Raw genomic sequence first — 23,073 nt, 5'->3', positions numbered from 1 at the left:
GCCGACTGCGGCCGCTGCTTCGGCCTCTGGCGGGCATGATGCGGCCCGTGGTGCTGTCGGGGCAGGTGCGCATCGGCGGGCAGGCGCTGTTCCCGCCGATCCGGCTGACGCTGCGGGCGGGAACATGGACCGCGCTGCTGGGGCCGTCGGGGGTGGGCAAGTCCACCGTGCTGCGGCTGATCGCGGGCCTGCCGATCGGCGGGCAGTTCGAAGGCCGGATCGACAACCGCCTCCCCGTCGCGCTGATGGCGCAAGACCCCGGCCTTCTGCCCTGGTTGACAGTGCGCCAGAACGCGGCGCTTGGCGCGCGGCTGCGCGGCGAGGCGGCGGACACCGCGCGGCTGGAGGCCATCCTCGGGCGCACCGGGCTGACCGATCACGCCGCGAAATATCCCGCCGCCTTGTCGGGGGGACAGCGGCAGCGGGTCGCGCTGGCCCGAACCCTGATGGAGGATCGCGCGCTGGTGCTGCTGGACGAACCGTTCTCGGCCCTTGATGCGCGGATGCGGCTGGCGATGCAGGATCTGGCTGCGGATCTGTTACGGGGGCGCAGCGTGCTGATGGTCACCCATGACCCAGCCGAGGCCGCACGGCTGTCCGACCAGATCCACCTGCTGACCGAAAGCGGGCTGTCCGACGCCCGCGCCCCCGACAGCCCCGCCCCGCGCCCACCGGACGACCCTGCGGTTCTGGCCTGTCAGGGCGCGCTCTTGTCGCGCCTGATCGCCGGGGCCGGGGCATGAGCACGCGAAGGATCGTGACGCCCCTGATCCTTGCCGCAGGCGGGCTGCTGCTGTGGCAAGGGTTGATCGTGGCGACCGGGCTGCCGCCCTTCCTGCTGCCCGGGCCGGGTGCGGTGGCCGCGGCACTTTGGTCCAATCAGGCGCTGCTGGCGCAGGCGGCGCTGCGCACCTGCACCGAGATCACCGCGGGCTTCGGACTGGGTGCGGCGGGCGGGGCGGTGCTGGCGGTGCTGATGGCAGGATATGCCCCCTGCGCGCGGGCCTTGCGTCCGGTGCTGCTGATTTCGCAAGTGATCCCGATCTTCGCGCTGGCCCCGATCCTGACGCTCTGGCTCGGGTTCGGCATGGCCCCGAAGATCGTGGTGACCGCGCTGATCTGCTTTTTCCCGGTGGCGGCGGCGTTCTTCGACGGGCTGACGCGGACCGCGCCTGCCTGTCGCGATCTGGCCCGCACCATGGGGGCGAACGGCTGGCGCGAAATGTGGCATATCCGCATTCCGATGGCCCTGCCGATGCTGGGCAGCGGGCTGCGGCTGGCCGCCGTCTATGCGCCGGTTGGGGCGGTCATCGGGGAATGGGTCGGCGGCTCTGACGGGCTGGGGGCGGTTATGATCCATGCCAACGGCCGGATGCGCACCGATCTGAGCTTTGCCACCATCGCGGTGGTGACGCTGATCGCGCTGGCCTTTCACGCCCAGATCAGCGCCCTGACCCGCCGCCTGTTCGCCCGCTTCGAATGATCGCAACCACGGTGTCCTTGACGGCGCAGGCAGGGTTAAGGCGCCGGGGCCTTTTTCAGGCGCACATGAAAGGTCGACCCCACGCCGACTTCGCTTTCATAGCCGATCTGGCCGCCATGCGCCTCGACGATCCGTTTGGCGATGCTCAGCCCCAGGCCCGTTCCCTGGTAATTCCGGGCGCTTGAGGAATCCAGCTGCCTGAACTCTTCGAAGATCTGATCCCCGGTGTCCGCCGGAATACCCAGCCCTTCATCGACGACCGAAATTTCAACCTGATCGTCATGGTCATGGACAGAAACCGTGACCACGCCCCCGGGGTTCGAGAACTTCGCCGCATTCGACAGAAGATTGGTGACGACCTGATCCATCCGCTTTTCGTCGCATTCAAACCAGAGCTTGTCAGGCGCCGCATTCACATGGAGCACAACTTCCTTGCTGTCGGCATAGGGAGCAAAACGCTCTGCGACTTCCTGAATGAACTTGCCGGCATCCACCCTTTCCAGCCGCAGGCTCAGCTTCCCGGCCTCGGCGCTTTGCAACAGCAGCAGGTCTTCGACCAGACTTTGCAGGCGCCGCGTGTTGCGGGCCGCGATCTGCAACGCCACGGACATCTTTTCCGGCACCGCGCCCAAGGCCCCGGCGTTGATCATCTCGAGCGCCCCCTTGATCGAGGTGATGGGCGTGCGCAACTCGTGACTGACGGTCGAAAGAAACTCTGTCTTGGCCTTGTAGGCCGCTTTCGTCTGCTCGTGCTTCATCTCAAGATCCATGAGGTTCTGCAACGAGTTGGAATAGCTGATCAGGAAGTTCCGCGCGAGTTCCAGAAGAAACCCGAGCACGAACAACACCGTGAACAGATGCAGCCACACCTCCGAGGACAGCGGCGCGCGCGTGCGCCATACATCGCTCAGCGGAATAAATATGATGGCGACAACGTAGATCGACAGCCGGATTCCCAGCACGCGCAGGAACTGGTTGTTGTTCATCGCCGCGAATATGGCTGCGGAAACCAGCATGAACATCGGCATGAAATGCCCCGACTCGCTGGATTGCAGCAGGGCTACGAAGGTGGCGCAGAATGAAACCGTCGCCGCGCTGAGGATCGTCCCCGTGTAAACGCGGCGCATCGCCCGCCTGATGTCCGTTTGCCGCCATGTCTGACGCCTGACGATGTCCCGAAACACCAAGCCGTCGTAGGTTTCACAAAGGGCCAGCAGCAAGTAGAACCCCACCGCCATCCGCCAGCTGTAATACGCCCCGGCCAGGAAGATTGCCGTCGTGTAGATCACCACCCGCTGAACAAACAGCTGCTGTCCGACATGCGCATAATCCAGAAGCCGGCGCCTGTTTTTCTCCAGGTCGTCGGCAAGCTCGATCTCGCGAGCGTATTCTGCTTTGAGTGCGCTGTCTTCCATCCAGGCGATTCTCGATCCGGCCTTCACATCCTCAGGTTGTTGCGCGTTACCATCTAAACACCTTAATGCACATAGTCACCGAAAGTATGACAAAATTGTATTCATCTGCGCATGTCGTTTGAAACGCAACGAAATTCTGGGTTTCGCGGAATCTGGGGCTGGGCGGCGGCCGGTTTTTCGGCGGTTTCTCGGCTGACATCCCCCTCAAGGGCGGGCCGATGGCCTTGGCCGATCACTACCCGCCATGCGCGATCACGGGCCCCGGGCAAGGCCAGGGATCTCCGGTTGCATGCCCTTGCGTCACTTGCAACGGCGGCAGGGCAGGTTCGTAATAGCCTTGCAAGCGGGGCTGTCGAACCGAGCCCCAGGGTTCACGCGGCATGCAGTCAAAATGCAAAAAGGCGCCACGGTTTCCCGGAGCGCCCCTTGTCCCTGGCCTGACGATCAGACCTGCAGATCGTAGCGATCGGCGTTCATCACCTTGGTCCAGGCAGCCACGAAGTCCTGCACGAAACGCTCGGCATTGTCGTCTTGCGCATAGACCTCGGCATAGGAACGCAGGATCGAGTTCGAACCGAACACCAGATCCGCGCGCGTCGCCGTCCATTTCGTGTCACCCGACTTGCGGTCGACGATGGCATAGCTGTTCCGCCCGGTGGGCTTCCAGCTGTAGGCCATGTCGGTCAGGTTGACGAAGAAATCCGTGGTCAGCGCGCCGACGCGATCGGTGAACACGCCATGCTGGCTGCCGCCGAAGTTGGCGCCCAGAACCCGCATGCCGCCGACAAGGCAGGTCATCTCGCAGGCGGTCAGACCCATCAGCTGCGCGCGGTCCAGCATCAGTTCCTCGGCCGAAACGACATAGTCCTTCTTCTGCCAGTTGCGGAACCCGTCCGCGACCGGCTCCAGCCACTTGAAGCTGTCGGCATCGGTCATGGCGTCGGTGGCATCGCCACGCCCCGGGAAGAACGGCACCTCGATGTCGAAACCGGCGGCTTTCGCGGCCATTTCCACACCCAGGTTGCCGGCCAGCACGATCACATCCGCGACCGAGGCCCCGGTTTGCGCGGCAATCGGTTCCAGCGCAGACAGAACACGGGCCAGACGGGCGGGTTCGTTGCCTCCCCAATCCTTCTGCGGGGCCAGGCGGATACGCGCACCATTGGCGCCACCGCGATAGTCCGACTGCCGGAAGGTCCGCGCCGAATCCCAGGCGGTGGCGATCATGTCGGCACCCGACAGGCCGCTGGCCGCGATCCGGGCCTTCACGTCGGCCACGTCATAGGCGGTGTTGCCAGCCGGAACCGGGTCTTGCCAAAGCAGGATTTCCGACGGCGCCTCCGGCCCGATGTAGCGGGTGTTGGGCCCCATGTCGCGGTGCGTCAGCTTGAACCAGGCCCGGGCAAACGCATCGTCGAACGCCGCCGGATCGGCCATGAACTTTTCGCAGATGGCGCGATAGGTCGGGTCCATCTTCATCGCCATATCGGCGTCGGTCATGATCGGGTTGTAGCGGATCGACGGATCTTCCACGTCCACCGGCTTGTCTTCTTCGGCGATATTCACCGGCTCCCACTGCCAGGCACCGGCGGGGGATTTCTTCAACTCCCAGTCATAGGTGAACAGCAGATGGAAATAGCCCATGTCCCACTTGGTCGGATGCGTGGTCCAGGCCCCCTCGATGCCCGAGGTCACGGTGTTGCGCCCGATGCCACGGCCCTTGTGGTTGATCCAGCCCAGGCCCTGTTCGGTCACATCCGCGCCTTCCGGGTCCGCCCCCAGATTTTCGGCCCGGCCATTGCCGTGGCATTTGCCAACCGTGTGGCCGCCCGCGGTCAGCGCAACGGTTTCCTCGTCGTTCATCGCCATGCGGGCAAAGGTTTCGCGCACCTGCAACGCAGTGGCCAGCGGGTCGGGCTTGCCGTTCACCCCTTCGGGGTTCACATAGATCAGACCCATCTGCACGGCCGCCAGCGGGTTTTCCATCGTATCGGGCTTGCCCACATCCGCATAGCGGTTCTCGGACGGCGCCAGCCATTCCTTTTCGGAGCCCCAGTAAACATCCTTTTCGGGATGCCAGATGTCGGTGCGGCCCAGGGCAAAGCCAAAGGTCTTCAGCCCCATGTTTTCATAGGCTACGGTGCCCGCCAGGATGATCAGGTCCGCCCACGAGATCTTGTTGCCGTATTTCTTCTTGATCGGCCACAGCAGGCGGCGGGCCTTGTCGAGGTTGGCGTTGTCCGGCCAGGAGTTCAGCGGCGCAAAGCGCTGGTTGCCGGTGCCGCCACCGCCGCGGCCATCGGCCACGCGATAAGACCCCGCCGCATGCCAGGCCATGCGGATCATCAGCCCGCCGTAATGGCCCCAGTCCGCCGGCCACCATTCCTGGCTGTCGGTCATCAGCGCATGCACATCCGCCTTCAGCGCGGCATAGTCCAGCGACTTGACCTGTTCGCGATAATTGAAACCTTTCAGCGGGTTGGTCTTGGTATCGTGCTGGTGCAGGATGTCGAGGTTCAGCGCGTTCGGCCACCATTCCATCACATTGCCGCCCATGCTGGTCAAACCGCCATGCATGACCGGGCACTTGCCCTCGTTCTTGACGTCGTTCCCGTCCATCTGATCCTCCATTTTGCTGCGTTCATCGTGGCCGTGGCTCCCCCGAGCATATCATGCCAGGAGCGGAAGCTGGTTCCTGAAACCGTTTTAACAGAGCAGTTTCATCAATCCAAATTGCATTTATTCTTGTAATTCATAAGATTTGATTATGCGTTGTCCGCGACCGAACAGTGATGATCTGCCCCGGACAACACCATCATCGGCTTCGCCGGGCCTCACGCCCGGACCGCAGATCGGAGCCCCGAAACCCAGCACGAACGCAAGGCATTGATCCAAAAAGAAACCACCGACTGCCGCGCAGCCGGTGGTCATCTGGTCCGTGTCGGAATGGTCAAATCACCCGGGAAATGGACTATTTGTTATGGGGCAAACAGACCCTCGTCCCGGCCTCAGCCGCATTTGCTGTGGCCGCAGTCGGCGCAGGTCATGCAGCCTTCGACCTTGCGCATCGCGTAGCTGCCGCAGGCCGGGCAGGCTTGGCCGCGGGGGGCCTCGCCGATCACCATGGCCTCGGCCTTGGGATCGGATTTCAGGCCCATCCCCTCGCCCTCGATGAATCCGATGGCGACCATGTGGCGTTCGATCACGCCGCCGATCGCGGCCAGGATCGAGGGGATGTATTGCCCCTGCAACCAGGCCCCGCCGCGCGGATCGAACACGGCTTTCAGCTCTTCGACGACGAAGCTGACATCGCCCCCGCGCCGGAACACGGCCGAGATCATCCGGGTCAGGGCCACGGTCCAGGCGAAATGCTCCATGTTCTTCGAATTGATGAACACTTCGAACGGGCGGCGATGCCCCGCCTGCACGATGTCATTCACGGTGATATAGATCGCGTGTTCCGACCCCGGCCATTTGATCTTGTAGGTCGAGCCTTCCAGCGCCGCGGGCCGGTCCAGCGGCTCGGTCAGGTAAACCACTTCGGCGCCCTGATCGGTTTCGGGGGTCTTTTCGGATTTCTCGCTGACCGACAGGACCGATCCGGTCACATCGTTCGGCCGATAGGTGGTGCAGCCTTTGCACCCCTGATCCCAGGCCGCCATGTAGACATCCTTGAAATCGTCAAAGCTGATGTCCTCGGGGCAGTTGATCGTCTTGGAGATGCTGCTGTCGATCCATTTCTGCGCCGCCGCCTGCATCTTCACATGCGCCATCGGCGCCAGGGTCTGCGCGTTGACGAAATAGTCGGGCAAGGGCGCGTCGCCCTTCAGGTCACGCCACATCTGCACGGCGTAATCGACGACCTCTTCCTCGGTCCGGCTGCCGTCCTTTTGCAGAACCTTGCGGGTGTAGGCATAGGCGAAGACCGGCTCGATCCCGGAACTGACATTGCCCGCGTAAAGGCTGATCGTGCCGGTGGGCGCGATCGAGGTCAGCAGCGCGTTGCGGATGCCGTGGGTGCGGATCGCCTCGCGCACATCGTCATCCATCTGCATCATGTTGCCCGAGGCCAGGTATTTTTCCGCGTCAAACAGCGGGAAGGCGCCTTTTTCGCGGGCCAGATCAACCGAGGCCAGATAAGAGGCCCGCGCGATCGCCTTCATCCAGGCTTCGGTCTGCGCCGCCGCCGCGTCGCTGCCGTATTTCAGCCCCAGCATCAGCAGCGCATCGGCCAGCCCGGTGACACCCAGCCCGATCCGGCGCTTGTTGGCGGCCTCTTCGGCCTGTTGCGGCAGCGGAAAGCGGCTGGCGTCGACGACGTTATCCATCATGCGGATCGCCAGACGCACCAGATCGTCCAGCGCGGCGGGGTCCAGTTCGGCCTGCGCGGTGAACGGGTTGGTGACCAGCCGCGCCAGATTGACCGAGCCCAGCAGACAGGCGCCATAGGGCGGCAGCGGCTGCTCGCCACAAGGATTGGTCGCCGCGATCGTCTCGCAATAGCTCAGGTTGTTCATCTTGTTGATGCGGTCGATGAAGATCACGCCCGGCTCGGCGTAATCATAGGTCGCGCGCATGATCTTGTTCCACAGATCGCGGGCGTTGAGCGTGTGATAGACGCGGCCCTCGAAGGTCAGCTCCCACGGGCCGTCGGCCTTCACCGCCTCCATGAAGGCGTCGGTCACCAGCACCGACAGGTTGAACATCCGCAGCCGGGCCGAATCCTGCTTGGCGGTGATGAACTGCTCGATATCGGGGTGATCGCAGCGCATCGTGGCCATCATCGCGCCGCGACGCGAGCCCGCCGACATGATCGTGCGGCACATCGCATCCCACACATCCATGAACGACAAGGGCCCCGAGGCATCGGCGGCAACCCCCTGCACCGCCGCACCGCGCGGACGGATGGTCGAGAAGTCATAGCCGATCCCGCCGCCTTGCTGCATCGTCAGCGCGGCCTCTTTCAGCATGTCGAAAATGCCGCCCATCGAATCGGGGATTGTGCCCATCACGAAGCAGTTGAACAGCGTGACGGCACGCCCGGTGCCCGCCCCTGCCGTGATCCGCCCGGCGGGCAGATACTTGAAATCTTCCAGCGCGCCATAGAAGCGGTCTTCCCACAGGGCCGGGTCCGCCTCGACTGCCGCCAGGGCACGGGCGATGCGCCGCCAGCTGTCTTCGACCGTCAGATCCACAGGGGTGCCCTCGGCATCCTTGAGGCGATACTTCATATCCCAGATCTGTTCGGCGATGGGGGCGGCAAAACGGGTCATCCGGTTGTCCTTCGGGTCTTCTGAGCGGCACCGCACAATGCGCGGCGCCCGGCGGTGGGCTGAAAATGCAACGCCCCCGGACCATGTGGTGCGCCGGGGGCGGGGGTCCACACTACATGATGGGGCAGAGTGAGACCAGAGTGAAAAGCCCCTTCCCTTGCCGCAGCCGGTCCATCGGCCTAAGTCTGGACCAGAAGCGGGGGCTGCGAATGATTCACCTGATCAAACTTTGCGTCGGCGCCGAGAAGGTCGAGGATCTGATCGACTGGCAGGCGGCGCGCTACGGCACCGGACCGGCCTGCCACGTCACCCGGATGTGGCCCAAACGCGGCGATGAAATCCTGGATGGCGGCTCGCTTTACTGGGTCTTCAAAGGGGTCGTCCTGGCCCGGCAAAGGGTGATCGGGCTCGAGGAACGGCCGGGCGAAGACGGCATCACCCGCTGCGCAATCCTGCTCGACCGGGACGTTGTCCGCACCGAAGCCCTGCCCCGCCGGCCGTTCCAGGGCTGGCGCTATCTGACGCCCGCAGACGCCCCGCAAGACCTTGCCGCCGGTCGCGAGCGGGAAGAACCGCTGCCGCGCGATCTGATGGCGGCCCTGGCGGAAATCGGCCTGCGCTGATCCGGCCACCGACGCCCTCCCACCCGCGACAGGTTCGGCAAGACGAAAGGGCGTGGCTTTCATCTTGGCTCAAATATCCCACGGGGGTCCGGGGGTGTGAAACCCCCGGCGCCTAGCGCAGGATCGGCGGCTTGCTCGGGTCCATTCCGGGCATCGTGGGCTTCAGCTCCTGCACATCTTCCACCTCGGGTTCGGGCAGATGCAGCACCAGCGCCTTGTCCAGCAGCACCGCCGCCGCGTGATCGCCCTCGTCAAAGAAGGTCACGTCCAGCTCGCCCGCATCCAGCCCGGAAAAGGCCAGCGCTTCGGCCATGGCCTTGGCGATGCCCGGTCGCGCGGCTTCGGGCGCGCCCAGAAAGGCCAGCACATGACCGCGCCGCCCGTCGTCATAGGTCACGCCGCCCAGCAGCGCGTGACTGGCCAACCCGGCAAGCTGCGCGAATTTCGCGTCGAAGGCGGGCAGCAGCAGCCCCAGAATCGCGGGCGGCAGCGCGGGCGCGTCAAAGGCCACCGGGCGCGCGTCGGTCTGTTCGGGGGTATGGGTCAGCGCATGGGTCAGCCATTCCAGCGCCTCGGGCGGCAGCAACAGCGCCGAGTCAGCCACGCCCAGATTGATCCCCAGCCCGACGCCCTCGCCCACCAGATGCTGCGCGATCACCCGGCCCGGCAGCGCCGCATAGGGCGCGGGTTCGCCGGTGAATTCGGCCAGCCGTTCCTCCAGATCGAAGGCCAGCACGAAATCGCCATCCTCGGTTTCGAACACCTGAGGCGTGATGTCGTCGCCCTCGGGTTCCTCTTCCAGCAGCAGGAACAACTCCGCATCGGCCAGCCGGTCATAGACCGCCAGACGCAGGGCCTCGTTGTCCGGGTCGGCGGCGGATGCGGCGTGGGCGCGATCATAGGGCGTCATAATACCTCCTTCACCCGGGCGCGCAGCGCCGGGATCACCTCGGCCTCGAACCACGGATTGCGTTTCAGCCATCCCGTATTGCGCCAGGACGGATGGGGCAAGGGGAAGACGGCCGGCGCGTGGTTTTGCCACGCGAAAACCGTGTCAGAGACCGCGCGCGTGCCCAGATGCCAGCGCTGCGCCGCGCCGCCGACCAGCAGTGTCAGCTGCGGTGTGCCGATCGCCGCCAGCACCCGCGCGCGCCAGGTCGCGGCACACAGGGGTGGTGGTGGCAGGTCGGACCCCTTGGCGTCGTAGCCCGGAAAGCAGAACGCCATCGGCACGATCGCGATACGGCTGCGGTCATAGAAGGTCTCGGCATCCACCCCCATCCAGCTCCGCAGCCGGTCGCCCGACGGGTCGGTAAAGGGCCGCCCCGAGGCATGCACCCGCGCGCCCGGCGCCTGCCCGACGATCAGCACGCGCGCGCCGGGCCGGAACCAGACCACCGGGCGCGGCATATGCGCGCTGGCGGTGGCGGCAAATCGCCCGGCACACAGCCTGCAGGCCCGGATCTCGTCGATCAGCGCGTCGTCACTCTTCGTTTCGTGAGGCAAAACAAACCCCGGCTGCCTATACCTTTGTTTCGTTAGGACATAATATTGCCCGAAATCGCCAGTAGAAGCGGTTTAAGGGATTTTTCGGACCAGATCCGATCACGATGTAACGAACGCCACAGCGTATCAGGCGGCACAACCGGGGGGGCCATGCTCGAGTTCGAGAATGTCAGCAAGTCTTTCTGGACGGGCAAGCAGCGCAAGGTGATCCTGGACCGCGCCAACTTCCGCGTCGAGCTGGGCAACAGCCTTGGCATTCTGGCGCCCAACGGCACCGGCAAGACGACGCTGATCAACATGATGGCGGGCCTTGAAAAACCCGATGAGGGCGAGATCCGCAAATCCTGCCGGGTGTCGTTTCCGCTGGGCTTCATGGGCGGCGTGGTCAACAAGCACAGCGCCCGGGAAAACGCACGCTTCATCGCGCGGCTCTACGGGCTCGACCCCGATTATGTCGAGGCCTTCTGCCGCTGGCTCTGTGGCATTGCCGAATATTTCGACATGCCGGTGGGCACCTACAGCCAGGGGATGCGCTCGCGCTTTACCTTCTCGCTGCTTCTGGCGCTGGAATTCGACATCTATCTGATCGACGAGGGGATGCCCTCGACCACCGATGTGGAGTTCAACCGCAAGGCCGGCTCGATCCTGCGCGACCGGCTCAAGGATGCGACGGTGATCGTCGTGTCGCACCAGGCGACGACGCTGGAAAAATTCTGTCGCTCGGCGGCTGTGTTGCGCGACGGGCAATTGTATATGTTTGACACCCTGGAAGAAGCGAAGCGGATGTATGACTACCAATCCTAAGGCCACGAAGTTTCGCGTCCGCCGCGCCACGCCCGCCCTGTCGGACACGGGCCCCGCCCCGACGCCGGTAGAAACAACCCCGCCGCAGGGGGCCGCAGCCCGTCTGCGCGCCGAAACCGCCGCGGCGCAGGCCAGCCCCGATCCGGCGCAGATTTTCGAACCCCAGGACGACGGATTCGGCGAGGGACGGTTTTCCTCGGCCGCCAAGGTCGGCGGCACGACGGTGCTGGGCCCCTCGGAAATGACCACCGAAGAGGAAATCGCCCAGATTCGCGCCGAGGGGCTGACCGGGCGGCAATTGCGGCTTGCCCGCCGCACCGCGCAGAAACACGGGATCGAGGCGACATCGGATTTCGAAGCCGTGCGCCTGCTGCGCCGCAAGGAGATCGACCCGTTCGACCGCACGGATGTGCTGGGCATCGGCCAAAGCGCCGCCGCCGCGCCGGGGGAAGCAGGCACCACGCAGGCGCTGGCGCGGCTGGATGGCAAGGGGGCCGACACCCGCGTGCAGCTGCCCCAGACGGTGAAGGCCGCCCCGCCGCCCGCGACCGAGGTGATGGGCGAAGCCCAGCGGGCGCGCGAAATCATCCGCATCCAGCGCGACATCACCAAACGGCGGCGGCGCAAGCTGGCCCTGCTGGGGGCGCGACTGGCGTTTTTCGTCTTCCTGCCGACGCTGCTGGCGGGCTGGTATTACTTCGTCGTCGCGACCCCGCTTTACGCCACCAAAACCGAATTCGTGATCCAGAAATCCGAAGGTATGGCCGGGGCCAGCGGGCTGGGCAGCCTGTTCTCGGGCACGCAGCTGGCGACCAACCAGGATTCGGTGACGGTGCAAAGCTATCTGCAATCGCGCGATGCGATGCTGCGCCTTGATGCCGATCAGGGCTTCAAGAAACATTTCTCGCAAGACTTCATCGACCCGATCCAGCGCCTAGATGCCGATGCCACGAACGAAGCCGCCTACAAAACCTATCGGCGCAATGTGAAGATCGGTTACGACCCCTCGGAAGGCGTGGTCAAGATGGAGGTGATCGCCGCCGACCCGGAAGTCTCCAAGCAATTTTCGGAATCGCTGATCTCCTATGCCGAGGAACAGGTCGACAAGCTGACCTCGCGACTGCGCGAAGACCAGATGAAGGGCGCGCGTGACAGTTACGAGGATGCCGAGGCCAAGGTCTTTGCCGCGCAGTCCAAGGTGCTGACGCTGCAGGAACAGGTGGGCATCCTGGACCCGGTCACCGAAAGCAGCCTGGTGATGAGCCAGGTCTCGGGCTTCGAGACGCAGTTGCAGCAAAAGCGGCTGGAGCTGGGGCAATTGCTCGACAACCCCAGCCCGAACCAGGCACGCGTCGATGGCGTGCGCGGCGATATCGCCCGGCTTGAAACGCTGATCGCCGATCTGCGCAAGCAACTGACCGAACGCAGCGGGTCGTCGGAATCGCTCGCCTCGATCACCGGCCAGCTGCGCATCGCCGAGGCCGAGCTGGCCACCCGGCAAATGCTGCTGTCGGCGGCCGCCCAACAGATGGAAACCGCCCGGATCGAGGCCAACAAACAGGTCCGCTACCTGTCCACCGGCGTGCGCCCCGTGGCCCCGGATGAACCCACCTATCCGCGCGCCTTCGAGAACACGCTGCTGGCCTTCCTGATCTTTTCGGGTATTTATCTGATGCTCTCGCTCACTGCCTCGATCCTGCGCGAACAGGTCTCGAGCTGACCCGGAGGACCGGATGAAAGACGTGAAAATCGGCGGGCTGACCGTCGGCAACGACCGCCCGCTGACCGTGATCGCAGGGCCCTGCCAACTGGAAAGCGAGGCCCACGCGCTGATGATCGCCGAGGCGATGGCCAAGGTCTGCGCAGAGGCCGGCGCGCAGTTCATCTTCAAGGGCAGCTACGACAAGGCCAACCGCACCAGCCTGAAGGGCAAGCGCGGGCTGGGCATCGACGCCGGGCTGAAGATCCTCGACACGGTGCGCGCGCGCCTGGGCTGCCCGGTGCTGACCGACATCCACGACCCCGAACAGGCCCGCATCGCGGGGGCTGTGGTCGATGTGATCCAGATCCCCGCCTTCCTGTGCCGCCAGACCGATCTGCTGCTGGCCGCAGGCGAAACCGGCTGCGTGGTCAATATCAAGAAGGGGCAGTTCCTGGCGCCTTGGGACATGCCCAATGTCGCCGACAAGGTCGCCTCGACCGGCAATGAAAAGATCCTGCTGACCGAACGCGGCACCTCTTTCGGCTATAACACGCTGGTCGCGGACATGCGCGGCCTGCCGACGATGATGAAAACCGGCTACCCCGTCATCATGGACGCGACCCATTCGGTGCAACAACCCGGGGGCCTGGGCGGCGCCAGCGGCGGGCAGCGCGAGATGGCCCCGGTGATGGCGCGCGCCGCCGTCAGCCTCGGCATCGCGGGGGTGTTCATCGAAACGCATCAGGCGCCGGATAGCGCGCCGTCGGACGGGCCGAACATGATCGCGCTCGATCAGATGCCGCATTTGATTGCCACGCTGATGGCCTTTGACCGGATCGCCAAGGCAGACCCGATCCGCCTGTGACAACGGCAGGGGGGCGCGGCCCCCCTCTGGCCTGCGGCCATTCACCCCGCGGGATATTTCGACCAGAAAGAAAACGCAGATCGCCTTTCTTTCTGGCCAAAATATCCCGGGGGAGGCTCCGTCAGGAGCCGGGGGCAGCGCCCCCTGCCCGGCCATTATGTGTCGCCCTCCGGCGACGGGGGGCAGCGCCCCCTGCCCGCTCAGGCCACCTGCGCCGCGGCCCAGGCCGAAGACCAGGCCCATTGGAAATTGTAGCCGCCAAGCCAGCCGGTCACATCCACCACCTCGCCGATGAAATACAGCCCCGGCACCGCGCGCGCCTGCAGTGTCTTGGCATCCAGATCGGCCGTGGAGACCCCGCCCAGCGTCACCTCGGCGGTGCGATAGCCTTCCGATCCGACCGGGCGGATCTCCCAGCAGTGGACCTGCGCGGCAAGCCGGTCGAGCGCGGCATTGCCCTGATCGGCCAGCCGCCCCGCAAGCCCCGCCTCCTGCGTGGCAAACAGCGCCAGTTTGTCCGGCAGCAGCCGCGCCAATGCATTGTGCAGCGCGACCTTGCCGTTTTCGCCGCGCATCCGCGCCAGTTCGGCCGCGATGTCCCGCCCCGGCGCCAGATCGACGCGGATCGCATCGCCCTCGCGCCAATAGCTTGAAATCTGCAGGATCGCCGGCCCCGACAGGCCGCGATGCGTGAACAGCAGCGCCTCGTCGAAACTGGTGCGGTCGTGGCTGACCCGCGCCGCCACCGCCACCCCGGCCATCGGCGCGGTCCGCGCCAGATCCTGCGCCGCGAAGGTCAGCGGCACCAGCGCCGCGCGCGTCCCGGTCACGCGCAGCCCGAACTGTTCGGCAAGACCATAGCCCATTCCGGTCGCCCCCATTTTCGGAATCGACTTGCCGCCGGTCGCCACGATCACGCTTTGCGCCCCAAGCGCGCCGGTCGAGGTCTGCACGACAAAGCCGTCGCCCGACCGCTCCACCGCCCCGATCGCGCACCCCAGCCGCAGCTCGGCCCCCGGGCGCATCGCATCCAGCAGCATGTCGACAACCTGCCCCGCCTTGCCGTCGCAAAACAGCTGGCCCAGATGTTTCTCGTGCCAGGCGATTCCCGCCCGGTCCATCCGCGCGATGAAGTCCTCGGGCGTGAACCGGCTGAGCGCCGAAAGGGCAAAGCGCGGATTTTCCGACAGGAATCGGCTGGCGGCGTTTTGCCGGGTCAGATCGCGGTTGGTGAAGTTGCATCGCCCCCCGCCCGAGATGCGAATCTTCTCGCCCGGTCGCGCAGCATGATCGAGCACGACCACCCGCCGCCCGCGCCGTACCAGCTCTCCGGCGGCGAACAACCCGGCTGCCCCGGCCCCAAGGATAATTACATCGGTCTTTTCCATGGCTCCGGGCTTAGCCGCATGGCGTGACAGGCTGCAAACAAATTTGTCACTTTTTCCTCTTGCAGCCACCCGCCGGCTTGGCTAAACACCGCCGCAAGTTGGGGCGTGGCCAAGTGGTAAGGCGTCGGTTTTTGGTACCGTGTACCGTAGGTTCGAATCCTACCGCCCCAGCCAATCTTCTTGTTTCGAGTTGATGCATGCGGGCCGAGCAGTCTTGCAGGCCGCTCCGATCCGCTGCCTTCACGGCAGGCTTCCGCCCAGTCTGGTTTGCGTTCAGGGCCCCATCGGCTCGGGTCGCAAATGCCCCCGACAACAGGATTCGCCCGCCCTGCCCGCTGGCCCGGCCCGGCGCCCGCCCCACGCAGAGCAACCCCCGAAAATGGCGCGATTTTGCCCATTTGAGCCCCGGACCGGAGGGATCTCGCCCAATAAACCGGCGTTTCCGTCGGTTTTGCGCCATGTAAGCCTTGCGCATTCATGCTGCTTCGCGGAAAAATGTTATCGAACCGTTAATATCGAGCTGTAGGTTTTCGATGTAAGTATTGGCGTCTTGATCACAGTGCGACGGCGAGGAAGCGCCAGCTCAATTGCACGGCCCTTCCACTTTCAGGTCGCGCGGTTGGTATGAAGATTTTTTCAGGGTTCAAATTCAGCAGGAGGCACAATGGCTTTTCAGGGTATCGAGGTCTCGCGGACGCCGGCGATGCAATCAGAGGTTGTGCGAGCCTCCAGAAGCACTGAATTCGGCCGGGTCTATGCTGTCTTTGGCAAGCGTATTCTGGACATTATCCTGGCCCTGCTGCTGATGCCGGTCCTTCTGCCCGTTCTGGCCGTGATCTGGGTCGTGATCCAGCGCGACGGCGGGTCGGCCGTCTTCGCCCAGCCCCGCATCGGCCTGAACGGGCGCAGCTTCACCTGCTTCAAATTCCGCACCATGGTGGTCAACGCCGAACGCGTGCTGGAAGAGATGTGCGAAAAGGACCCCGCAATCGCCGCCGAATGGCACACCTACCAGAAGCTGCGCCACGACCCGCGGATCTCGAAGATCGGGAAAGTCCTGCGCGCCACCAGCCTGGACGAGCTGCCGCAGATCTTCAACGTGCTGCGCGGCGACATGAGCCTGGTCGGCCCGCGCCCCTTCCTGCCCGCGCAAAAGGCAATCTACGATGCGGCCGGCGGCAAGGCCTATTACCACATGCGCCCCGGCATCACCGGCCCCTGGCAGGTGTTCGGCCGCGGTGCCACCACCTTCGAGGACCGCGTGACCTTCGACGAGACCTATTACAGCAAGCTCAACTTCCTGTCCGACCTGAGCCTGATCCTGCGCACCGCACGCGTCGTCCTGTGCCGGACCGGGCACTGAAACGCCTGACCCGCGCGGGCAAGCGCACGGGTCAGCGGAAGCGCGCCGCTGCCCACCAGCGGGCTGGCCGCCCCGGCCCGTCATTCCCCAACAAACCAACACGCATCTGTGTCGTGCGCGCCCTTGCTGACAAGGGCCGCCGCTGCTAGAGAACGCGCTTGGCGGCCTGCGGCCGGTGCCCCCTTTCCGGCGCCGGTTCAACCAGCTGCCGGATGCCCTTATCAGATCGACCGACCCCAACCTCCCCCGCGCCAAGGCCCCTGCAAGACGATCCGCCGTCTGCCTGCACCGCCCCGGCGCGCCAGAACCGAAAGACCATGCTCGTGACCCTGCGCGCCCGCCTCGTCCTTTGCCTTCTGCCCGCCCTCGCCGCCTGCGGCACCGACACGGGAATCCGGCTCTATCCGATCAAGGGCCCGATCGCCGAAACCTCGCCTTCGCTTCTGATCGCGGTCAGAACCGACAACAGCAGCGAAACCTCGGGCACGATCAGCTTCCGCCTGCCGAAACCCGACAAGGCCAAATGCACCGGCACCTGGTCGTCGGTCACCCCCAAGGTCATCACCAAGGAACGCGGCCTGTCGCTGACCCTGCGCGAAACCGGCGGCAAGGTGAAACGCTCGACCGAGGATGTCGGCGGCATCAACTCGGGCGAGATCTACGCAGTGTGTAACGATGGCACCCGGGTCGAGGGGCATTTCGTCTCGGGCTCTGGCACGCAAAGCGGCACCGGCACGGCCACCGACACGCGCGGCAACACCTACAAGCTGCTGTTCTGACCCCCGCGTCCGGGTCCGGCGCCTGCGCAGGACCGACAAAAACACACCTGCGCCCTCGGAAACAGGGCGCAGGCGATTGGCAAGCGGGTCGCCCCTGCTGTAAGACAACGCCAGACTGGCCGCGCCTGACGCGGCCCCCTGCGCCGGAGGAGCCGACCCATGCCGCATTACCGTTCCCGCAAATCCACCCATGGCCGCAACATGGCAGGCGCCCGCGGGCTGTGGCGCGCAACCGGCATGACGGATGGCGATTTCGGCAAGCCGATCATTGCGGTCGTCAACTCTTTCACGCAATTCGTTCCGGGCCACGTCCACCTGAAGGATCTGGGCCAGATGGTCGCGCGCGAGATCGAGGCCGCGGGCGGTGTCGCCAAGGAATTCAACACCATCGCCATCGACGACGGCATCGCGATGGGCCATGACGGGATGCTCTATTCGCTGCCCTCGCGCGAGTTGATCGCGGATTCGGTGGAATACATGGTCAACGGCCATTGCGCCGATGCGATGGTCTGCATCTCGAACTGCGACAAGATCACCCCCGGCATGATGATGGCGGCGATGCGGCTGAACATCCCGGTGATTTTCGTCTCGGGCGGCCCGATGGAGGCCGGCAAGGTCACCATCGACGATCTGGAACATTCGCTCGATCTGGTCGACGCGATGGTCGTCGCCGCAGATGACAACTATACCGACGAACAGGTCGACGCGATCGAGAAGGCCGCCTGCCCGACCTGCGGGTCGTGTTCGGGGATGTTCACGGCGAACTCGATGAACTGCCTGGCCGAGGCTCTGGGTCTGGCACTGCCGGGCAACGGCTCGATGCTGGCGACCCATGCCGACCGCAAGGAGCTGTTCCTGGAAGCCGGGCGCAAGATCGTCGAGATCACCAAACGCCATTACGAGGGCAACGAGCCGGGCCTGCTGCCGCGCGACATCGCGACGGTGCAGGCGTTCGAGAACGCGATGAGCCTTGATATCGCGATGGGCGGGTCCACGAACACCGTGCTGCACCTGCTGGCCATCGCCTATGAGGGCGGCGTGAACTTCACCATGGATGACATGGACCGGCTGTCGCGCAAGGTGCCCTGCCTGTCCAAGGTCGCCCCCGCCAAGCAGGACGTGCATATGGAAGACGTCCACCGCGCCGGGGGCATCATGGCGATCCTGGGCGAATTGCACCGCGGCGGGCTGCTGCATGGCGATGCCAAGACCGTGCATTCCGCCACCATCGCCGAGGCCATCGCGAAATGGGACGTGATGACCGCCAACGACCCGAAGATCGAGGAATTCTATCGCGCGGCCCCCGGGGGGGTGCGCACCACGCAGGCCTTCTCGACCCAGAACCGCTACAAGGAGCTGGACCGCGACCGTGAAGGCGGCGTGATCCGCGACGTGGCGCATGCCTTCTCGAAAGACGGCGGCCTTGCGGTGCTGTTCGGCAATATCGCCGAGCATGGCTGCATCGTGAAAACCGCGGGCGTGGATGAATCGATCCTGAAATTCACCGGCACCGCGAAAGTGTTCGAAAGCCAGGATGACGCCGTGTCGGGTATCCTGACCGGCAAGGTCACCGAGGGCGAGGTTGTCATCATCCGTTACGAGGGACCGCAGGGCGGCCCCGGCATGCAGGAAATGCTCTATCCCACCAGCTACCTGAAATCCAAAGGTCTGGGCAAGAAATGCGCACTGCTGACCGACGGGCGGTTCTCGGGCGGGACTTCGGGTCTGTCGATCGGCCATGTCAGCCCCGAAGCGGCCGAGGGCGGGCTGATCGGGCTGGTCGAAACCGGCGACACGATCGAAATCGACATCCCGAACCGCACGATCAACCTGGCCGTGGATGCCGCCACGCTGGAGGCGCGCCGCGCCGCCAAGGGCCCGCTGCCCTGGGCGCCCGCAGCCCCGCGCCCGCGCGCCGTGTCCACCGCGCTCAAGGCCTATGCGATGCTGGCCTCGTCCGCAGCTAAGGGCGGCGTGCGGATCATCCCGGGCAAGTAATCACGGATTGGACAGACACAAAAAGGCCCCCGGTTTCGGGGGCCTTTTTTTATCCGGCACGCGTCCTGACCGCTCTGACAAGGCGGCGACTGCCGCCCTTCACAGATACCGCCCGCCGCGCTCCAGCGCCTCGATCTGATAGCCGTCGGGGTCGGCGATGAAGAAGAACCGCGCAATCACCTGACCCGCGGGGGCAAAATCGACGATCTTGCGCGGGGCAAGCCCGGCTGCCTCCATCCGGGCATGTTCGGCGGCGACATCCGCAACCGACACCGCCAGATGGCCATAGCCATCGCCCAGATCATAGGGCGCAGTGCGGCCCTTGTTCACGGTCAGCTCCAGCTCGAAATCGCTTTCGTCATTGGACAGGTAGATCAGCGTGAACTCGGGGAAGTCCAGCCGTTCGGCCACCCGCAGACCGAAGGCGGTTTCATAGAACGCCAGTGATCGCGCCTCATCCAGAACCCGGATCATCGAATGAATTGCCTTGGCCATCGTGCCCTCCTGCCTTCTGCGGTTGGCGCGGAGCCTAGGCGCGCATGCAGGCGGGGGCAAGATCTTCGGCCGGGTGCTGAGGGCCTCTGCCCCGCCCGGGTATGGGCGGGGCGCGGGGGTGTCAGTCGACGATGGTGGCGTCGGTCGCGGCGCGCAGTTCCTCTTCGGTCACGCCATCGGCCAGTTCCACGATGTGCAGGCCCTTGTGGCCCACGTCCAGCACGCCCAGGTTGGTGATGATCCGGTCGACCACCGCCTTGCCGGTCAGCGGCAGGGTGCATTCCTTCAGCACCTTCGATTCGCCGTGCTTGTTGGTGTGGTCCATCACCACCACCACGCGTTTCACGCCCGCGACCAGATCCATCGCGCCGCCCATGCCCTTCACCAGCTTGCCCGGGATCATCCAGTTCGCCAGATCGCCCTTCTCGGAAACCTCCATCGCGCCCAGGATCGCCATCGCGATCTTGCCGCCGCGGATCATCGCGAAGCTTTGCGCGCTGTCGAAATAGGCCGAATGCGGCAATTCCGAAATCGTCTGCTTGCCCGCGTTGATCAGGTCGGGGTCGACCTTGTCCTCGGTCGGGAAGGGGCCGATCCCCAGCATCCCGTTTTCGGACTGCAGCGTCACGGTCATGCCTTCGGGGATGTAGTTTGCGACCAGCGTCGGGATGCCGATGCCAAGGTTCACATACATCCCGTCCTTGAGTTCCTTTGCCGCCCGCGCGGCCAGTTGATTGCGATCCCAGGGCATCAGGCGCTCCTCACCGTGCGTTGTTCGATCCGTTTCTCGTGCTGGCCCGCGATGATGCGGTGCACATAAATCCCCGGCAGGTGGATGTGATCGGGGTCGAGGCTGCCCACCGGCACGATTTCCTCGACCTCGGCCACGCAGACCCGCCCGCAGGTGGCCGCCGGCACGTTGAAATTGCGCGCCGTCTTGCGGAAGACCAGGTTGCCCGAGGTGTCGGCCTTCCAGGCCTTCACGATCGCCAGATCCATGACGAGGCCGGTTTCGAGGATATAGGTTTCGCCGCCGAAGTCCTTGTGCTCCTTGCCGTCCGCGATCACCGTGCCGACGCCGGTCTTGGTGTAGAAGCCCGGAATCCCCGCGCCGCCCGCGCGCATCCGTTCGGCCAGCGTGCCCTGCGGGTTGAATTCCAGCTCCAGTTCGCCCGACAGATACTGGCGCATGAATTCCGCGTTCTCGCCGACATAGGACGAGATCATCTTCTTGATCTGCCGCGTGTCCAGCAATTTGCCCAGACCGAACCCGTCAACCCCGCAGTTGTTCGAGGCGATCGTGATGTCCTTCACGCCGCTGGCCACCAGCGCGTCGATCAGCAGTTCAGGAATGCCGCACAGCCCGAACCCGCCCGCCGCCATCGTCATGCCGTCGAACAAAAGCCCATCCAGAGCCTCCGACGCCGTGCCGTAAACCTTCTTCATAACCCTCACTCCCATAGTCATATCGCAAATGTGTGGCCAAGAGGGCGGCGATCAGGCGCGCCCCGTCTCCAGCACGGTGGCATAGTTCGCCACCGCCGCGCCACCCATGTTGAGGACCACACCGATCCGCGGATCGTCGATCTGGATACCGCCGGCGGTGCCGGTCAGTTGCCGATAGCCGAGCGCATGCATCGACACGCCGGTCGCCCCGACCGGATGGCCCTTGGCCTTGAGCCCGCCCGACAGGTTGACCGGGCAGCGCCCGCCGCGATGGACCGACCCATCCTGCAGCAGCGCCGCGCCCTGCCCCGCCGCGCACAGACCCAGTGCCTCGTACATCAACAGTTCGGCGATGGTGAAACAGTCGTGCACCTCGGCAAAGCCCACGTCATCCACGGTGATGCCGGCCTGCGCATAGGCCTGCGCCACGGCGCGTTTGGGGCCCTCGAAAGCCAGCAGATCGTGGCGCGACATCGGCAGGAAATCCGATACTTGCGCGGCCGCGCGAATATGCGCGCTGCGGGCATGCGCGCCCGGATCATTGCTCAGCACCACCGCGGCGGCCCCGTCCGAGATCAGCGAGCAATCCGACAGCCGCAGCGGCGGTGCGATCAGCGGGTTCTTGTCGGACACCGCGTTGCATTGATCGAAGCTCAGATCGCGGCGCATCTGCGCCAGCGGGTTGGCCAGCGCGTTGGTGTGGTTCTTGGCGGCGATCCGCGCCATCGCCTCCATCGGGTCGCTGTAGCGTTCGGCATAGGCCCGGGCGGCCAGCGCAAAGACCTGCGGGAAGCTGAGCCCCGCCTCGGCCGGATCACCCTGATAGCCCGCGCGGCCCAGCGATGCGGTGACCTCGGGCGTGGTGCGGTGGGTCATCTTTTCGACACCCACGACCAGCACGCGCCTGGCCTGCCCCGCACGAATGGCATTCATCCCGGCATAAAGCGCAGCTGACCCCGAGGCACAGGCGTTTTCAACCCGCGTCGCGGGTTTGAAGCGCAGGCCGTCATCGGCCTGATGCACCAAAGACGAGGCGAACCCGTCATTCGACATCCCCGCGTTGAAGTGCCCCAGATAGACCGCGTCGATATCGGCGCCGCCCAGCCCCGCCTCGGTCAGCGCCTCGCGCGTGGCCTCGACGATCAGGTCTTCCAGGCTGCGCGCATCGAACCGCCCAAAGGCGGTATGCCCGCTGCCCACGATGTGAATGCCGGTCATGGTGTTCTCCTCTTTGTGCCAGAATGCCCGCAGCGGGCGGGCCACGATATTGGGAAAACTACGTATGCGTAGTCCTACGTAGTCCGATACGTATAGGCAGCGCATTTCCTTGCGTTATACTTGCGCCATGAGCACCGCCCCGACCCTGACCGAGCTTGGTTTCCTCGACTCGCCCATTGCGCAGGTCATCCTGGCGCACCGCCAGATCCTGCATGCCAATCGCGCGGCACAGGCGCTGTTCGGGCACCCGGCTGCAGCCCTGGAAGGGCAGTCGATGCGGCTGCTTTATCCCAGCCATGCCGATTTCAGCCTGATCGGTGCGCGGGCGATCAAGGCGTTGGCCAACCATCCGAATTACGAAGATCAGCGGTTCATGCAACTTGCCGATGGCACGATCTGCTGGATGCGGGCGCGCGGTGTCACGCTGAGCCCCGCCGATCCGTTCGCCCTGACGATCTGGGCCTTCGAGCGCGCGGCGGAACGGGTCGAACGCTCGGTCGAGCTGACCCCGCGCGAGCAGGACATCGCCCGCCATGTGGTGAACGGGCGCACCTGCAAGGAAATCGGGCTGAGCCTGGGGATCTCGCATCGCACGGTCGAGGTGCATCGCGCCCGCCTGATGAAGAAGCTCGGCGCGCGCAATACCGCGGAACTCGTGTCGAAGATCATCGTCGTGGGCTGAGCCTGCCTGAACCGCCACGACAGGCCCCGAGGG

At 65.0% G+C, this 23,073-nt stretch carries 20 protein-coding genes and 1 tRNA gene; 11 read left to right on the top strand and 10 right to left on the bottom strand.

The annotated features are described in order from the left end of the window. Positions 1-38 precede the first annotated feature (38 nt). Together P2G62_RS08890 and P2G62_RS08885 are read left to right on the top strand one after the other, a co-directional pair. On the top strand, positions 39-743 hold the full coding sequence (locus P2G62_RS08890; protein WP_275734531.1) for an ATP-binding cassette domain-containing protein: 705 nt from the start codon (positions 39-41) through the stop codon (positions 741-743). After that, positions 740-1,483, top strand: coding sequence for an ABC transporter permease (locus tag P2G62_RS08885; RefSeq protein WP_275734530.1), 744 nt, complete (start codon positions 740-742; stop codon positions 1,481-1,483). Before P2G62_RS08890 ends, P2G62_RS08885 begins: the two co-directional genes overlap by 4 nt. 35 nt (positions 1,484-1,518) lie before the next feature. Here P2G62_RS08885 and P2G62_RS08880 read toward each other — a convergent pair whose 3' ends face one another. The 3 genes from P2G62_RS08880 to P2G62_RS08870 all read right to left on the bottom strand — a co-directional run bounded on the left by P2G62_RS08880 (position 1,519) and on the right by P2G62_RS08870 (position 8,171). Next, positions 1,519-2,898, bottom strand: coding sequence for a HAMP domain-containing sensor histidine kinase (locus tag P2G62_RS08880; protein WP_275734529.1), 1,380 nt, complete (start codon positions 2,896-2,898; stop codon positions 1,519-1,521). Between the two features lie 444 nt (positions 2,899-3,342). Then, positions 3,343-5,517 carry a catalase/peroxidase HPI gene (gene katG / locus P2G62_RS08875; protein ID WP_275734528.1) on the bottom strand — a complete coding sequence of 725 codons (2,175 nt, stop codon included), beginning with the start codon at positions 5,515-5,517 and terminating at the stop codon, positions 3,343-3,345. A 389-nt stretch (positions 5,518-5,906) separates the two neighbouring features. After that, positions 5,907-8,171, bottom strand: a complete 2,265-nt coding sequence (locus P2G62_RS08870) for an adenosylcobalamin-dependent ribonucleoside-diphosphate reductase (RefSeq protein ID WP_275734527.1) — start codon at positions 8,169-8,171, stop codon at positions 5,907-5,909. Positions 8,172-8,380: 209 nt separating this feature from the next. Between P2G62_RS08870 and P2G62_RS08865 the strand changes: the two genes are divergently transcribed. Continuing rightward, positions 8,381-8,794 carry a DUF1489 domain-containing protein gene (locus P2G62_RS08865; protein WP_275734526.1) on the top strand — a complete coding sequence of 138 codons (414 nt, stop codon included), beginning with the start codon at positions 8,381-8,383 and terminating at the stop codon, positions 8,792-8,794. Between the two features lie 112 nt (positions 8,795-8,906). Here the strand turns inward: P2G62_RS08865 and P2G62_RS08860 are convergent, their stop codons facing one another. Then, on the bottom strand, positions 8,907-9,704 hold the full coding sequence (locus P2G62_RS08860; RefSeq protein ID WP_275734525.1) for an SseB family protein: 798 nt from the start codon (positions 9,702-9,704) through the stop codon (positions 8,907-8,909). After that, entirely contained in the window at positions 9,701-10,300 is a 600-nt protein-coding gene (locus P2G62_RS08855) for a uracil-DNA glycosylase family protein (protein ID WP_275734524.1), read from the bottom strand. The genes P2G62_RS08860 and P2G62_RS08855 overlap by 4 nt, the downstream gene beginning before the upstream one ends. A 150-nt stretch (positions 10,301-10,450) precedes the next feature. Here P2G62_RS08855 and P2G62_RS08850 point away from each other — a divergent pair, with 150 nt between their 5' ends. From P2G62_RS08850 to kdsA, 3 genes are read left to right on the top strand one after another with little or no spacing between them, the layout of a single operon-like run. After that, the gene (locus P2G62_RS08850; protein ID WP_275734523.1) at positions 10,451-11,104 is read left to right on the top strand and encodes an ATP-binding cassette domain-containing protein; all 654 of its coding nucleotides are present in this window, start codon (positions 10,451-10,453) and stop codon (positions 11,102-11,104) included. After that, positions 11,088-12,824, top strand: coding sequence for a capsule biosynthesis protein (locus P2G62_RS08845; protein WP_275734522.1), 1,737 nt, complete (start codon positions 11,088-11,090; stop codon positions 12,822-12,824). The genes P2G62_RS08850 and P2G62_RS08845 overlap by 17 nt, the downstream gene beginning before the upstream one ends. A 13-nt stretch (positions 12,825-12,837) precedes the next feature. Beyond that, positions 12,838-13,671, top strand: coding sequence for a 3-deoxy-8-phosphooctulonate synthase (kdsA, locus tag P2G62_RS08840; protein ID WP_275734521.1), 834 nt, complete (start codon positions 12,838-12,840; stop codon positions 13,669-13,671). A 200-nt stretch (positions 13,672-13,871) separates the two neighbouring features. Here kdsA and P2G62_RS08835 read toward each other — a convergent pair whose 3' ends face one another. Next, the gene (locus tag P2G62_RS08835; protein ID WP_275734520.1) at positions 13,872-15,059 is read right to left on the bottom strand and encodes an aminoacetone oxidase family FAD-binding enzyme; all 1,188 of its coding nucleotides are present in this window, start codon (positions 15,057-15,059) and stop codon (positions 13,872-13,874) included. A gap of 99 nt (positions 15,060-15,158) precedes the next feature. Here P2G62_RS08835 and P2G62_RS08830 point away from each other — a divergent pair. From P2G62_RS08830 to ilvD, 4 genes are all read left to right on the top strand, one after another. Further along, a tRNA-Gln gene (locus tag P2G62_RS08830) sits at positions 15,159-15,233 on the top strand. 490 nt (positions 15,234-15,723) lie between these two features. After that, complete coding sequence (locus P2G62_RS08825; RefSeq protein ID WP_275734519.1) at positions 15,724-16,422, top strand: sugar transferase; 699 nt, start codon at positions 15,724-15,726, stop codon at positions 16,420-16,422. Between the two features lie 317 nt (positions 16,423-16,739). After that, complete coding sequence (locus tag P2G62_RS08820) at positions 16,740-17,201, top strand: hypothetical protein (RefSeq protein WP_275734518.1); 462 nt, start codon at positions 16,740-16,742, stop codon at positions 17,199-17,201. Between the two features lie 159 nt (positions 17,202-17,360). Continuing rightward, entirely contained in the window at positions 17,361-19,199 is a 1,839-nt protein-coding gene (ilvD, locus tag P2G62_RS08815) for a dihydroxy-acid dehydratase (RefSeq protein ID WP_275734517.1), read from the top strand. 99 nt (positions 19,200-19,298) lie between these two features. Here ilvD and P2G62_RS08810 read toward each other — a convergent pair whose 3' ends face one another. From P2G62_RS08810 to P2G62_RS08795, 4 genes are all read right to left on the bottom strand, one after another. Next, a complete protein-coding gene (locus tag P2G62_RS08810) occupies positions 19,299-19,694 on the bottom strand; it encodes a VOC family protein (RefSeq protein WP_275734516.1) in 396 nt (131 codons plus the stop codon). Between the two features lie 121 nt (positions 19,695-19,815). Continuing rightward, positions 19,816-20,445, bottom strand: a complete 630-nt coding sequence (locus tag P2G62_RS08805) for a 3-oxoacid CoA-transferase subunit B (RefSeq protein WP_275734515.1) — start codon at positions 20,443-20,445, stop codon at positions 19,816-19,818. Next, positions 20,445-21,140, bottom strand: coding sequence for a CoA transferase subunit A (locus P2G62_RS08800; protein ID WP_275733600.1), 696 nt, complete (start codon positions 21,138-21,140; stop codon positions 20,445-20,447). The genes P2G62_RS08805 and P2G62_RS08800 overlap by 1 nt, the downstream gene beginning before the upstream one ends. A 51-nt stretch (positions 21,141-21,191) precedes the next feature. After that, positions 21,192-22,358, bottom strand: coding sequence for a thiolase domain-containing protein (locus P2G62_RS08795; protein ID WP_275734514.1), 1,167 nt, complete (start codon positions 22,356-22,358; stop codon positions 21,192-21,194). 127 nt (positions 22,359-22,485) lie between these two features. Between P2G62_RS08795 and P2G62_RS08790 the strand changes: the two genes are divergently transcribed. Next, positions 22,486-23,040 carry a LuxR C-terminal-related transcriptional regulator gene (locus P2G62_RS08790; RefSeq protein ID WP_275734513.1) on the top strand — a complete coding sequence of 185 codons (555 nt, stop codon included), beginning with the start codon at positions 22,486-22,488 and terminating at the stop codon, positions 23,038-23,040. Positions 23,041-23,073 lie beyond the last annotated feature (33 nt).

It is taken from the genome of Paenirhodobacter sp. CAU 1674, from assembly GCF_029222945.1.
Classification (GTDB): Bacteria; Pseudomonadota; Alphaproteobacteria; order Rhodobacterales; family Rhodobacteraceae; genus Rhodobacter.
Note: the sequence above shows the minus strand (reverse complement) of the source record. Positions and strands in the feature narration are given on the sequence as shown.